The sequence below is a fragment of the Collimonas arenae genome, from assembly GCF_001584165.1.
GTDB classification, from domain to species: domain Bacteria; phylum Pseudomonadota; class Gammaproteobacteria; order Burkholderiales; family Burkholderiaceae_D; genus Collimonas; species Collimonas arenae.
In genome coordinates this window covers 4,655,874-4,669,814 of sequence record NZ_CP013233.1, presented here as the reverse complement: position 1 = coordinate 4,669,814, position 13,941 = coordinate 4,655,874, and the positions used below count along the sequence as shown (strand labels likewise).

General features: G+C 54.8%; 14 protein-coding genes and 1 pseudogene. All 15 read left to right on the top strand.

From position 1 onward, the window contains the following. The first annotated feature begins 74 nt into the window (after nucleotides 1–74). The 15 genes and pseudogenes from CAter10_RS21450 (at nucleotide 75) to CAter10_RS21380 (ending at nucleotide 13,937) form a co-directional block, all read left to right on the top strand. Nucleotides 75–845 carry an ABC transporter ATP-binding protein gene (locus CAter10_RS21450; RefSeq protein ID WP_061535047.1) on the top strand — a complete coding sequence of 257 codons (771 nt, stop codon included), beginning with the start codon at nucleotides 75–77 and terminating at the stop codon, nucleotides 843–845. After that, nucleotides 845–1,594 (top strand): ABC transporter ATP-binding protein, encoded by a 750-nt coding sequence (locus tag CAter10_RS21445; RefSeq protein ID WP_061535046.1) that lies wholly within the window; start codon nucleotides 845–847, stop codon nucleotides 1,592–1,594. The genes CAter10_RS21450 and CAter10_RS21445 overlap by 1 nt, the downstream gene beginning before the upstream one ends. Before the next feature lie 61 nt (nucleotides 1,595–1,655). Beyond that, nucleotides 1,656–2,864, top strand: a complete 1,209-nt coding sequence (locus CAter10_RS21440) for an ABC transporter substrate-binding protein (RefSeq protein ID WP_061535505.1) — start codon at nucleotides 1,656–1,658, stop codon at nucleotides 2,862–2,864. A gap of 189 nt (nucleotides 2,865–3,053) precedes the next feature. Further along, complete coding sequence (locus CAter10_RS21435; protein ID WP_061535045.1) at nucleotides 3,054–3,938, top strand: branched-chain amino acid ABC transporter permease; 885 nt, start codon at nucleotides 3,054–3,056, stop codon at nucleotides 3,936–3,938. 9 nt (nucleotides 3,939–3,947) lie between these two features. After that, on the top strand, nucleotides 3,948–4,925 hold the full coding sequence (locus CAter10_RS21430) for a branched-chain amino acid ABC transporter permease (protein WP_061535504.1): 978 nt from the start codon (nucleotides 3,948–3,950) through the stop codon (nucleotides 4,923–4,925). Between the two features lie 405 nt (nucleotides 4,926–5,330). Next, entirely contained in the window at nucleotides 5,331–6,104 is a 774-nt protein-coding gene (locus CAter10_RS21425) for a sulfite exporter TauE/SafE family protein (protein WP_061535044.1), read from the top strand. 240 nt (nucleotides 6,105–6,344) lie between these two features. Continuing rightward, nucleotides 6,345–8,278 (top strand): annotated as a pseudogene (gene mnmG, locus CAter10_RS21420) (tRNA uridine-5-carboxymethylaminomethyl(34) synthesis enzyme MnmG). 53 nt (nucleotides 8,279–8,331) lie between these two features. Beyond that, nucleotides 8,332–8,997, top strand: a complete 666-nt coding sequence (gene rsmG, locus CAter10_RS21415) for a 16S rRNA (guanine(527)-N(7))-methyltransferase RsmG (protein ID WP_061535043.1) — start codon at nucleotides 8,332–8,334, stop codon at nucleotides 8,995–8,997. A gap of 123 nt (nucleotides 8,998–9,120) precedes the next feature. Continuing rightward, entirely contained in the window at nucleotides 9,121–9,891 is a 771-nt protein-coding gene (locus CAter10_RS21410; protein WP_061535042.1) for a ParA family protein, read from the top strand. Nucleotides 9,892–10,103: 212 nt separating this feature from the next. Beyond that, nucleotides 10,104–11,000: a ParB/RepB/Spo0J family partition protein gene (locus CAter10_RS21405; RefSeq protein ID WP_061535041.1), complete on the top strand. Its 897-nt coding sequence runs from the start codon at nucleotides 10,104–10,106 to the stop codon at nucleotides 10,998–11,000. Nucleotides 11,001–11,343: 343 nt separating this feature from the next. Beyond that, nucleotides 11,344–11,688: an ATP synthase subunit I gene (locus CAter10_RS22210; protein ID WP_082798019.1), complete on the top strand. Its 345-nt coding sequence runs from the start codon at nucleotides 11,344–11,346 to the stop codon at nucleotides 11,686–11,688. Beyond that, nucleotides 11,685–12,509, top strand: a complete 825-nt coding sequence (atpB, locus tag CAter10_RS21395; protein ID WP_061535039.1) for a F0F1 ATP synthase subunit A — start codon at nucleotides 11,685–11,687, stop codon at nucleotides 12,507–12,509. The genes CAter10_RS22210 and atpB overlap by 4 nt, the downstream gene beginning before the upstream one ends. Before the next feature lie 103 nt (nucleotides 12,510–12,612). Continuing rightward, nucleotides 12,613–12,858, top strand: a complete 246-nt coding sequence (gene atpE, locus CAter10_RS21390; RefSeq protein WP_061535038.1) for a F0F1 ATP synthase subunit C — start codon at nucleotides 12,613–12,615, stop codon at nucleotides 12,856–12,858. 66 nt (nucleotides 12,859–12,924) lie between these two features. Continuing rightward, a complete protein-coding gene (locus tag CAter10_RS21385) occupies nucleotides 12,925–13,395 on the top strand; it encodes a F0F1 ATP synthase subunit B (RefSeq protein ID WP_061535037.1) in 471 nt (156 codons plus the stop codon). Nucleotides 13,396–13,397: 2 nt separating this feature from the next. Beyond that, complete coding sequence (locus CAter10_RS21380; RefSeq protein WP_061535036.1) at nucleotides 13,398–13,937, top strand: F0F1 ATP synthase subunit delta; 540 nt, start codon at nucleotides 13,398–13,400, stop codon at nucleotides 13,935–13,937. The last annotated feature ends 4 nt before the right edge of the window (nucleotides 13,938–13,941 follow it).

The window sequence follows — 13,941 nt, the reverse complement described above, 5'->3', positions numbered from 1 at the left end:
TGATAAGGTTAGTCCAATATACATAACCAATCACTACGGGATGTTCCGATAAAGCAACATCAATAGGAGACCAGATGACCGACATCATCTTGGAGACAAAAAACCTGACCAAGGAGTTCAGGGGGTTCACGGCCGTCAATGGCGTTAATCTGCAAGTCCAGCGCGGCCATATTCATGCGTTGATCGGTCCCAATGGGGCCGGGAAAACCACTTGCTTCAATTTGCTGACCAAATTCCTGGTGCCGACCTCCGGCCAGATCCTGTTCAACGGTCGCGACATCACCACCGATGCGCCGGCCCAGATTGCGCGCCAGGGAATCATTCGTTCTTTCCAGATTTCAGCCGTTTTTCCCCATCTGACGGTGATGGAAAACGTTCGCATCGGCTTGCAGCGAACATTGGGAACATCGTTTCACTTCTGGAAAAGTGGCAAGTCACTGGCGCAGTTGAATGAGCGCGCAATGGCGTTGCTGGCGGAGGTCGACCTGACCGAATTCGCCGATACCTTGACAGTCGATTTGCCCTACGGTCGCAAGCGCGCGCTGGAGATTGCCACTACGCTGGCCATGGAGCCCGAGCTGATGCTGCTGGATGAGCCAACCCAAGGCATGGGCCACGAGGATGTTGACCGCGTCACGGCGCTGATCAAGAAGGTGTCGGCCGGCCGCACCATCCTGATGGTGGAGCACAACATGAACGTGGTATCCGGCATCTGCGACAAGATCAGCGTACTGCAACGCGGCGCGATGCTGGCTGAAGGCCGCTACGAAGAAGTTTCGAAGAACCCGCTGGTAATGGAAGCCTACATGGGCACCACTGCCGAGGCCCTGGCAGGAGCGCATTGATGTCCGCAGTCCAATCCCCATCCATCGCCGGCGCTGCGCAAGGCACCGCGGCGCTCAGCATCGAGAACCTGCAAGCCTGGTACGGTGAATCGCATATCCTGCACAACGTCAATTTGAACGTGAACAAGGGTGAAGTCGTGACGCTGCTGGGCCGGAACGGCGCCGGCCGCACCACCACCATGCGGGCTATCATGGGCTTGACCGGCGCTCGCAAAGGTTCGATCAAGATCGGTGGCGTCGAGACCATCGGCCTGCCAACCTACAAAATTGCGCATCACGGCGTCGGCTATTGTCCGGAGGAGCGTGGCATTTTTTCTTCGCTGTCGACGGAAGAAAACCTGCTGTTGCCACCGACCTTGTCGACCACGGAAAAGGGCATGTCGATCGAGGAAATCTACGACATGTTCCCGAACCTGAAGGAACGCCGCTCCAGCCAAGGCACACGCCTGTCAGGTGGTGAACAGCAGATGCTGGCAGTTGCGCGTATCCTGCGCACCGGTGCACGGCTGTTGCTGCTCGATGAAATTTCCGAAGGCCTCGCGCCGGTGATCGTGCAAGCTCTGGCGCGCATGATCACGACTTTGAAGGCCAAGGGTTACACCATCGTGATGGTGGAACAGAATTTCCGTTTTGCCGCGCCGTTGGCGGATCGTTTTTATGTGATGGAGCACGGACAGATCGTCGAGTCGTTTGCTTCTTCTCAACTGGAAGAAAAAATGCCGGTGTTGAATGCTTTGTTGGGAGTATGACGGGTCATTAGTCACGAGTCACAAGTCGGAGGTCGTTTATAAAATGGAGAAGACAATGAATATCAAATTAAAGACTTTGGCAATCGCGGTCAGCAGCACAATCGCTATCGGTTTTGCCGCACCGGCGTCAGCACAGATTTCCGGAGACGTAATCAAGATCGGTTTCATCACCGACATGTCGAGCGTGTATTCCGACATTGACGGTCCTGGCGGCGCTGAAGCCATCAAGATGGCGATTGCCGACATGGGTGGCAATATCAACGGCAAGAAAATCGAACTGATCGTGGCCGATCACCAGAACAAGGCCGACATTGCCTCGAGCAAGGCGCGCGAATGGTTTGACCAGCAAGGCCTGGACATGCTGATCGGCGGCACCAACTCCGGCACAGCGTTGGCGATGGCGAAGATTGCTGCGGAAAAGAAAAAACCGTTCTTTGAAATCGGCGCCGGCAGCACCCGCCTGACCAATGAAGAGTGCACGCCTTATACCGTGCACTATGCCTACGACACCTACGCGCTGGCGCACGGCACTGGTTCGGAAGTGGTCAAGCAGGGCGGCAAGACCTGGTACTTCGTGACTGCGGATTACGCCTTCGGCGCATCGCTGGAAAAAGATACGACAGCAGTGGTCAAGGCTTCCGGCGGTACGGTGCTAGGCGCGGTCAAGCATCCGCTGAACGCTTCCGACTTCTCGTCGTTCATGTTGCAGGCACAATCGTCCAAAGCGCAGATCATCGGTCTGGCGAATGCTGGCGGCGACCTGATCAATGCGGTCAAGGCTGCGAACGAATTCGGCGTGACCAAGAACGCCAAGCTGGCTGGCTTGCTGGTGTTCATCAACGATATCCATTCGCTGACACTGAAACAGACGCAGGGCATGTACCTGACCGACAGCTGGTACTGGGACCAGAACGACGAAACCCGCAAATGGGCCAAGCGTTACTTTGAGAAGATGAAGAAGGAACCGTCCAGCCTGCAAGCTGCCGATTACTCGTCGGCGATGCAATACCTGATGGCGGTCAAGGCGATCGGCACCGATGACGGTGACAAGGTCATGGCGCAACTGCGCAAGACCAAATTCAACGACATGTACACCAAGAATGCCTATCTGCGCCCGGACGGCCGTGTCGTGCATGACATGGTGCTGTATCAGGTCAAGACACCGGCTGAATCCAAATACCCTTGGGACTATCTGAACAAGGTCCAGACTATTCCTGGCGAGCAAGCCTTCGGCACCAAAGCCGAAACCAAGTGCGCGTTGTGGAAATAATGGTGCTCTGAGTTTTCAGCGCCACCGCATTTGACCATGATTGAGTGCGGTTGCCTGACGATATTCCTGGCGTACCGAGCGTGTGACAGGCGTGCATGTCCCTGACAGGGCATGTACGCCGTTGCGCTGCTTGATTTGCGCTGTTTGATAGTTGTTCACTCACCCGAGTGATTTTTTGATGACATTGCCATGGAAATATTCGGCATTCCCTTTCAAGCCTTGATGAGCCAGCTGCTGCTGGGCCTGGTCAACGGTTCGTTTTACGCGATGTTGTCGCTTGGCCTGGCCGTGATCTTCGGTCTGCTTAACGTGATCAACTTCGCCCACGGCGCCCTGTACATGATGGGCGCGTTCCTGGCCTGGATCGGGCTCACTTATCTCAACCTGAACTACTGGGTGATGCTGGTGCTGGCGCCAGTGCTGGTCGGCCTGTTCGGGATCGTCATTGAGAAGACCATGCTGCGCTGGCTGTACAAGCTAGATCATCTCTACGGGCTGTTACTGACCTTCGGCATCACCTTGATGGTCGAGGGCATCTTCCGCTCGTTCTATGGCGTCTCCGGCCAGCCGTATTCGGTGCCTGACCTCTTGAGCGGCGCTACCGACCTCGGCTTCATGGTGCTGCCGAATTATCGTGCCTGGGTGGTGCTGGCTTCGCTGGTGGTGTGTTTTGCGACCTGGTTCGTGATTGAAAAAACCAAGCTGGGTGCGTATCTGCGCGCCGGCACCGAGAATCCGAAACTGGTCGAAGCGTTCGGCATCAACGTGCCGTTGATGGTTACGCTGACCTACGGCTTCGGCGTCGCTTTGGCGGCCTTTGCCGGGGTGCTGGCGGCGCCGGTGATCCAGGTGTCGCCACTGATGGGTTCCAACCTGATTATCGTCGTATTCGCGGTTGTGGTGATCGGCGGCATGGGTTCCATCATGGGCTCGATCATCACCGGCCTGGCGCTGGGCGTGATTGAAGGACTGACCCGGGTGTTTTATCCGGAGGCTTCGGCGACCGTGGTGTTCATCGTGATGGCGATCGTCCTGATGATTCGGCCGGCTGGCTTGTTCGGCAAGGAGAAATGATAGATGAACATGAATAAGAAAATTGGTTACGGCCTGATTCTCCTTGTCGCGCTGGCTGCCCCATTCGGGGTTTATCCGGTGTTCCTGATGAAGATCATCTGTTTCGCACTGTTTGCCTGCGCCTTCAATTTGCTGATCGGCTTTACTGGTTTGTTGTCATTTGGGCATGCAGCGTTTTTCGGCGGCGCCGGCTATGTAACCGGTTATGCGTTGACGACCCTGGGATTGCCGACTGAGTTGGGTCTGATTCTGGGAACCCTGTTCGGCGCGCTGATTGGCCTGGTCATGGGTAGCCTGGCGATCCGGCGGCAGGGTATCTACTTCACGATGATTACGCTGGCGTTGGCACAGATGCTGTATTTCGTTTGCCTGCAGGCACCGTTCACCGGTGGTGAGGATGGCTTGCAAGGCGTGCCGCGCGGACATCTGCTCGACTTCATCGATCTCGGCAACGACTTGACCTTGTATTATGTAGTGCTGGCAATCGCTGTCGCCGGCTTTGCGTTGATCGTGCGGATCGTCAATTCGCCATTCGGTCAGGTGCTCAAGGCGATCAAGGAAAACGAGCCCCGCGCCATTTCGCTAGGCTACGATGTCAGCCGCTACAAGCTGTTGGCCTTCGTTTTGTCGGCTGCGCTGTCAGGCCTGGCGGGCTCGACCAAGACGCTGGTGCTGGGTTTTGAGACGCTGACCGATGTTCACTGGACCATGTCCGGCCTGGTGGTGCTGATGACCTTGGTTGGCGGATTGGGAACAATTGTCGGCCCGATCGTTGGCGCATTGATCATCATCATGTTGGAAAACAAGCTGGGTGATATCGGCAATTGGCTGGCCTCCGTGACCCATATCGACTGGTTCAATGGCTTGGGTGAATCGGTGACTATCGTGACAGGCTTTATCTTTATCGTTTGTGTGCTGGCGTTCAGGCGAGGGATCGTTGGTGAGATTTCCGCATTGCTTAAAAAAACAGCAAATGCTAAAAACTGACGTAAGTAATATCGTAAATCGAAGCCCGTATGCAGCTTGCTGCTACGGGCTTTTTTCATTGGCGTTGGATATTGCTGAGTTCGGTGCTGCTGAGTTCTAAGCTGCCAAATCACTGCCTAGTAAATAGGCAGGTTAATTTTGAAGTGTTAAAGCTGCTTCGCGATGAGAGCCGTCTGGCTGATGGGATTTCTTGGATAGCTATGAGTAAATAACATAGCAGGGCGGGCGCCCAGCCTCAGATCCGCCACGTAAAATGACAGCTCTTGCAGATGCCATAAATATAAAAACGGCAATCCTGCTCCACTCCTAACCAGCTCCTGTCATCCATGTATTTACTTATCCGTGTCGTTGCCTACGGCTTTCATGTCGACCTTTCCTGCATAGTTAAAGAAGGGGTAACGGATCATGCCTGAACTATTTCCAGATTTTTTCATCTTGGCTGCGGCCAGTTTCCTCGCTGGTTTGATCGATGCGGTAGTTGGAGGAGGGGGCTTGATCCAGATCCCGGCATTATTCGCGATGCTACCCAATACCGCACCTGCAACCATATTTGGCACTAACAAACTGGCCGGGATATTCGGTACCAGCGCCGCAGCAGTGAATTTTGCTCGACGGGTGAAGCTGGCATGGAGCGCGGCCTTGCCCGCAGCCGGCGCCGCATTTCTGTTTGCCTTCCTCGGCGCTTACACCGTTACGCATATCCCGACCGAAGCGATCCGCAAGTCGCTGCCGTTCATTTTGCTGGCAGTAGCGATATACACGATAAAGAAGAAGGATTTCGGCAGTATTCATGCCCCTTTGCACTCGGGTTCGAAAGAGAAAATACTGGCAGTATTAATCGGTGGCGGAATTGGGTTTTACGATGGTGTTTTTGGCCCTGGTACAGGTAGCTTCCTGATTTTCCTGTTTGTGCGGTTTTTCGGCTTCGATTTCCTGGCTGCGTCGGCAGTATCCAAGGTTATCAACGTTGCGACCAATCTCGCCGCCTTGCTCTGGTTTGGATATAGCGGGCATATCATCTGGCAACTTGGATTGATTATGGCTATCTGCAATGTAGGTGGATCGTTGGTCGGTACGCGTCTGGCATTGAAGCATGGCAGTGGTTTTGTACGGAAGCTATTCTTGCTGGTGGTCTCGGTATTGATCTTGAAGACAGGGTACGACGCCTTCCTTAAATAGGCGTTGGTCGATATCCAAGTTAAACATGGCAGTAATGAGCGGCGATTGTTCCACGTGAAACAATCGCCGCTTTTGTTTTTGCTTGCCGAAAATTCGTAATGGGCAATGTTTCACGTGAAACACTGTCGTATCTCGAGGTCAAATCATGTGTCGTCTTGGCCGCGACTCGTTCCACCGATGCTTCTGGGTTTATAATCACGCCTCTGTTCACCGTTTTTCATCGTCTCCACGAGGCGCACTATGCTTTTTCCTACAAATTTTGATGTAATCGTTGTCGGCGGCGGTCACGCTGGTACCGAAGCCGCGTTGGCGTCTGCTCGCATGGGCCAAAAAACGTTATTGTTGACGCACAATATCGAGACCCTGGGCCAGATGTCGTGCAACCCGTCAATTGGTGGGATAGGCAAGGGCCATCTCGTAAAAGAGGTCGATGCCATGGGCGGGCGATGGCTATCGCTACCGACGAGGCGGGTATCCAGTTCCGTATCCTGAATTCATCGAAGGGCCCGGCCGTTCGCGCAACCCGCGCGCAAGCTGACCGTATCCTTTACAAGCAAGCGATTCGCTCACGCCTGGAAAACCAGGAAAATCTCTGGTTGTTCCAACAGGCAGTGGATGATTTGCTGGTTGAGGGCGATCGCGTGATTGGCGCCGTGACTCAGGTTGGCATCAAATTCCTCAGTAGGGCGGTGGTGCTGACAGCGGGTACTTTCCTCGATGGGAAGATCCATGTCGGCCTCAATAATTACTCTGCCGGCCGTGCCGGCGACCCGCCGGCGATTTCGCTGTCGGCGCGCCTGAAAGAACTCAAGTTGCCGCAAGGCCGGTTGAAGACGGGCACGCCGCCACGCATTGACGGCCGTACCATCGACTTCTCGGTCATGCAGGAACAACCGGGCGACCTCGACCCGATTCCCGTATTTTCGGTCATGGGTAATGTCGGCATGCATCCGCAGCAGTTGCCATGCTGGGTGACCCATACCAACCAAGAGACACACGACATCATTCGGGCAGGCCTGGATCGCAGCCCGATGTACACCGGTGTGATTGAAGGTGTCGGTCCGCGTTATTGCCCGTCGATCGAGGACAAGATCCATCGTTTCGCCGGCAAGGATTCGCACCAGATATTCCTAGAGCCGGAAGGCTTGACCACCAATGAGTTTTATCCCAATGGTATTTCGACAAGTTTGCCGTTCGATGTCCAGCTGGCTTTGGTGCATTCGATGCGTGGCTTGGAGAATGCACATATCCTGCGTCCCGGCTATGCGATCGAATACGACTATTTCGACCCGCGCGGGCTGAAAGCTTCTCTGGAAACCAAGTCGATCCAAGGTTTGTACTTTGCCGGCCAGATCAATGGCACGACGGGTTACGAAGAAGCCGCCGCGCAAGGGATGCTGGCGGGTTTGAACGCTGCCTTGCAAACACAAGAGCGCGACGCCTGGACACCGCGCCGCGACGAAGCCTATCTTGGCGTGTTGGTCGACGACTTGATTACCCAAGGCGTGCAAGAGCCTTACCGGATGTTCACCAGTCGTGCCGAGTATCGTCTGAGCTTGCGCGAAGATAACGCTGACCTGCGCCTGACCGAAATCGGCCGCCAGCTGGGTTGCGTCGGCGATGCTCAATGGGCGCAATTCGAGAAGAAGCGCGAAGCCGTCGCACTGGAAATGGAGCGGTTGCGCACGACTTGGGTCAACCCGCGCATCATTTCCGACGCCGAGGCGGAGCGGGTTGTTGGAAAGGCAATGGAGCGCGAATATGCGCTGGCCGACCTGTTGCGTCGCCCCAATGTTACTTACGAACAATTGATGACGCTCAAAGGTGTCGATGGCCAGGAAATAGGCGGCCCGGGAGTCGAGGACGATACCGTCAAGGAACAAGTCGAGATTCAGGTGAAATACGCCGGCTACATCGATCGCCAGGCGCGCGAAGTCGAGCGCCATGAACACAATGAAAACCTGAAGCTGCCGGCCGATCTGGATTACATGGACGTACAGGCGCTGTCGATTGAGGTGCGGCAAAAGCTGAACCTGCATCGCCCGGAAACCTTTGGCCAGGCCTCGCGGATTTCCGGTGTCACGCCGGCGGCATTGTCGCTGTTGTTGGTGCACCTGAAAAAGGGTGGCATGAAGCGTTTGAACGAGCTTGGCGCCGACGACCAGGCTGCATAAATAATGGGCAATGACCTCAAGGGTAATTGCCGGGATAGTGGAGGATTGGCAGGATGAGTGCAACGCAGATCGCATCGGGTGCATCGCTGGAAGCGAGCCTGCAGCAGGGCGCACAGGCATTGGGAATTGAACTGGATGAAAAGCAGCAGCAGCAATTGCTGGCTTATCTGAGTTTGCTGGCAAAGTGGAATCGCACTTATAACCTGACTTCGATCCGCGAGCCGGCACAGATGATGACGCACCATCTGCTGGATTCGCTGGCGGTAGTGCCGGCCTTTGCTGCGGCCGATAATGTGCTGGATGTCGGCGCCGGTGGCGGCTTGCCAGGGATGATCCTGGCGATCTGGGCGAGCAAGGCGCGGCCGTCAATGCGGGTCTCGATGATCGACACGGTGCACAAGAAAACGGCATTCCTGACACAGGCCAAGGCCGAGCTGGGATTGAGTAACGTCAGTGTCCACACGGCAAGAGTGGAACAACTGCAGGTCGCACAAAAATTTGATGTGATTACATCGCGGGCGTTTGCCGAACTGGCCGACTTCATCAACTGGTCCGAACATCTGCTGGCCGATGGCGGTCAGTTCATCGCCCTCAAGGGTGTGCAGCCGGATCAAGAGATCGCGCGTTTACTTGCGGGCTGGCAAGTCACTGAAATACGTCCAGTGACGGTGCCCGGGCTGGATGCGGAACGTCACCTTATTTTTATCAAACGGAGCTGACACTAGTGGGCTATTGCGTCCCACTAGGGTATTGTCTAATAGCCTCGTAGCTCCTTGTAATTTAACCGTTTTATCTGATCAGTTGGCGACATCGAATCCGTCCCATCAATAAATAGAAAACACATGGCAAAAATCTTCTGCGTCGCCAATCAAAAAGGTGGAGTCGGTAAAACCACTACCGCTGTCAACCTGGCCGCCGGGCTGGCCCAACTGAACCAGCGCGTATTGCTGGCAGACCTCGATCCGCAAGGCAATGCGACGATGGGAGCAGGGATTAACAAAGGTACGTTGACCGCTTCGATTTATGAAGTGCTGCTGGGCATGTCGGATATCAAGAACGTGCGCAAGACTTCTGAAACCGGTGGTTTCGACGTGCTGCCCGCAAATCGTGAACTGGCCGGCGCCGAAGTTGAGATGGTCGAGCTGGAGAACCGGGAAAAGCGCCTGAAAGATGCCTTCGCTCTGGTTGCCGACGAATATGATTTCATCCTGATCGACTGTCCGCCAGCATTGTCGCTGCTGACGCTGAATGGCTTGTGCGCGGCCAACGGCGTCATCATTCCGATGCAGTGCGAATACTATGCGCTGGAGGGCTTGTCTGATCTGGTCAACACCATCAAGAAGGTGCACGCCAACCTGAATCCGGATCTGAAGATCATCGGCTTGTTGCGCGTCATGTTCGATCCGCGCATGACATTATCGCAACAGGTATCGGAAGAACTGGAAAAGCACTTTGGCGATAAAGTGTTCAAGACCGTCATCCCGCGCAACGTGCGCCTGGCCGAAGCACCGTCGTACGGCATGCCGGGCGTCAGCTTTGATGCTGCTTCCAAGGGAGCGCAGGCATACATCGCTTTTGGCGCCGAGATGGTGGAACGTATCAAAACGATGTGAGTAATTGCCGGGCAGGGCCACCGCAGCAGATGTGATGCGATATGCGACTCATTCCCGGCAAGTTAGACACAGCTAATACACCGGTAATACAGAAGTTATCCATGGCGTTAGTCACAGCTTATTCCTGACTTATTCATGGTTTATCCACTGAGTTATCCATAAAGTTATCCACAGGCTGTTGCTGGGCAACAGGCACTCTACGATAGGAAAAGATGGTCACGAAAAAATCAAAAGGACTCGGTCGCGGTCTGGAAGCCTTGCTCGGTGGTTCAACCGATATCACTGAAGCGGTGCCAACGATTGTCGGCGCGCCATCAGTATTGGCGGTGACCGTCATGCAAGCCGGTAAATACCAGCCGCGGACCAGGATGGACGAGGGCGCGTTGGCTGAACTGGCGGCATCGATCAAGGAGCAGGGCTTGCTGCAGCCGATTCTGGTGCGGCCGATTGCCTTGCACAACGGTTCCCAGCACTATGAAATCATTGCCGGCGAGCGGCGTTTCCGTGCCGCCCAGCTGGCGGGACTGATCGAGGTGCCTGTATTGGTCAAGGATGTTGACGACCAGACCACCGCCGCCATGGCGCTGATCGAAAACATGCAGCGCGAGGATCTGAATCCTCTGGAAGAAGCGCAAGGCATCCACCGTCTGATTACCGATTTCAGCTTCACCCACGAGCAGGCAGCAGTGTCGGTAGGGCGCTCACGCAGCGCGGTATCCAACCTGCTGCGCCTGCTGAACCTAGCCAAGCCGGTGCAGACCATGCTGATGGCAGGCGATATCGATATGGGGCACGCGCGCGCACTGTTGGCGGTCGACGCAGCGACCCAGATCTCGCTGGCCAATCAGGTGGTGGCCAAGCGCATGTCGGTGCGCGATACCGAAAAACTCGTGGTGCGCACGACCACCGAAGCGGAGGCTGCCGGTCGCCCAGCCAAGAGCAAGGAAAAATCGCGCGACATCGCGCGGCTGGAAGAGGAATTGTCGGATTTGCTGGCAACTCAGGTAACAATCAAAACGGCAGCGAAGAATCGCGGCCAGTTGATCATCGATTTTTCCGATCTGGATACGCTCGATGGCCTGATCACACGCCTCAAGGGTGTAGAGTAAGTTACAAAGATAGCTGCGAAAGGAAGTTGCGGCCGCGAGAGTGGATGAGCTTCGGGAATTTTCCGGATTCACGAATTTGGTGCATCGTAGCAAATTCACGGTGTCGGCAAATGTCCGGATTGGTCCCGGAAATTCCGCCGCCGGTGGCAACCGGATTGATCGTCGCCTGTTGTATAAGCTTATGATTCGGCAGCAAAAGTTTGACGAAAGTCGCGGCCAGCCTTTATAATCCTCGGGCTTCTAAATCAGCCGTAGGCTGATCGTTGCGTGATAACTGCGCTGCATCACCACACTGCAACCGCGTTCTGTTAAGCGAGTCGTTTTCGCACATTATTGGGTCAGTATGCTGCGCATCGTGCTTATGCAATTTGTTACTACGGCCGTGCTGGCATGTATAGCAGGTTTACTAGCCGGCGTACCCGGATTCTGTTCCGCGCTTTTAGGTGGTGTGTGCTGCGCGGTTCCCAATGGACTGTTTGCCCTCCGTCTTTACATCAGCGCGCGCAAACCAGGTGGCGCCAACCCGATGTCTTTTTTCATCGGAGAGTTTGTCAAAATTGCTACAACGATTGCGCTGATTGGCGCGGTCGTATGGTTGTACCATGATTTGAATTGGCCGGCATTTATCGTCAGCTTCATCGTGGTACTTAAAAGTTACATAATCTTACTTTTTAGACATCGATCATGACCGTAGCTCCAAGCGAAGCACTAACCCCCTCAGAATACATCGTCCATCACCTTGGACATTTTGCAACCGGCCATCAAAGCAAGATAGTCGATTTTTCGATTATCAATATCGACACGATTTTCTGGTCGGTATTTGCGGGCGTGCTCGGCTGCCTGCTGATGTACGTGGCAGCCCGTAAGGCGACTGCTGGCGTGCCAGGCCGTTTCCAGGCTTTCGTCGAAATGGTGGTCGAGATGGTTGACGACCAGGCCAAGGGCATCGTCCACGGCGACCGCAGCTTCATCGCACCGCTGGCGCTGACCGTGTTCGTCTGGGTCGCCCTGATGAATTCGCTCGACTTCCTGCCGGTTGACATGTTCTCCTCATTCTTCAAATGGGTAGGCCTGGATAGCGTGATTTCGCATCATCGCGTGGTTCCTACCGCCGACCTGAACGGCACCATGGGTATCGCCCTTGGCGTGTTGGTGCTGATGCTGTATTACAGCTTCAAGATCAAGGGCATCGGTGGCTTCCTGCACGAGCTGGTCGCCGCACCTTTCGGTATCTGGCTGGCTCCCGCCAATCTCTTGTTGAACATCATTGAATTTGCTGCAAAGACCGTATCGCTGGCGATGCGACTGTTCGGCAACATGTATGCCGGTGAACTGCTGTTCCTGTTGATCGCGCTGCTGGGCTCCACCGCTACGGCGTTTGGTGTTGTCGGCCACGTGATTGCCGGTTCGATCTGGGCGATCTTCCACATCCTGATCGTGTTGTTGCAAGCGTTTATTTTCATGATGCTGACTCTGGTGTATATCGGCCAGGCACATGAGGCTCATTAATTAAAGAGCGGCATTAATCAGTACTGGTTTTGAATTTGTAGTTTTGGCTTTAAATCTGTTTTTGTATTAATTTTTGTATTCACTTAACTTTGAAGGAATTGTCATGACTGATCTGTCTTTTGTTGCTTTGGCTTGTGGTTTGATCATCGGTTTGGGCGCTATTGGTGCTTGTATCGGTATCGCAATCATGGGTGGTAAGTACCTCGAAGCATCGGCACGTCAACCAGAACTGATGAACACCCTGCAAACCAAGATGTTCCTGTTGGCTGGTCTGATCGACGCTGCGTTCCTGATCGGTGTTGGTATCGCCATGTTGTTCGCATTCGCAAATCCGTTCATTGCTCACTAATTTAATCAAGCGTAACCGAATCTGCTGAGTCACTTCAGCACACGTTATTCTGAGAAGGAAATTACCGTGAACTTAAATGCAACATTGTTTGCGCAGTTCGTGGTCTTCTTTATCCTCGCGTTGTTCACGATGAAATTCGTGTGGCCGCCGTTGATAAAAGCGCTCGATGAGCGCGCCAAGAAGATCGCGGACGGCCTGGCAGCCGCTGACCGCGGCAAGGCAGATCTGGCAGCCGCTGAGAAGCGCGCTTCGGCAGAACTGGCGACCGCACGCGACGAAGGTCAAAAGCGTATTGGCGAAGCTGAAAAGCGCGGCCAGCTGATCGTTGACGAAGCCAAGAAAACGGCTTCCGAAGAAGCTGCCCGTATCATCGCTAACGCCAAAGCCGAAGCGGAACAGCAAATGACCAAAGCTCGCGAAGCTCTGCGCGGTGAAGTTGCGACCCTTGCGGTCAAAGGCGCCGAACAGATCCTCAAGCGTGAAGTCAATCTGTCGGCACACGCCGATTTGCTGAACCAACTGAAAACAGAGCTGTAATCATGGCTGAACTTGCAACGATTGCTCGTCCTTATGCAGAAGCGCTGTTCCGCGTAGCCAAGTCGCAAGACCTGGCTGCCTGGTCTGGCCTGGTTGCCGAGATGGGCCAGGTAGCGGTCCATCCTGATGTCAAGGCGCTGGCACAAAATCCCGCCGTATCGCATCAGCAATTGGTGGATACGTTCCTGGCACTGTTGAAATCGCCGCAATCGGCCCACGCCGAGGTCAAGAACTTCGTCGCGGCGCTGGTTGATAACGGCCGTTTGACAGCATTGCCGGAAATCGCCGAGCAATTTCAAGTGCTGAAGAACGCACAAGAAGGCGCAGCCGATGCAGAAATCACCAGCGCATTCGAAATGACCGAAGCGCAAGTGAAGGATCTGATCGCCACGCTGGAAAAGAAATTCGGCCGTAAGCTGAACCCATCGGTAACAGTGGATAACTCGCTGATCGGCGGTGTACGCGTAGTAGTCGGCGACGAAGTGCTCGACACCTCGGTACGTGCCAAGCTGCAGGAATTGCACGCTGCTTTGGCTGCCTGAGCCC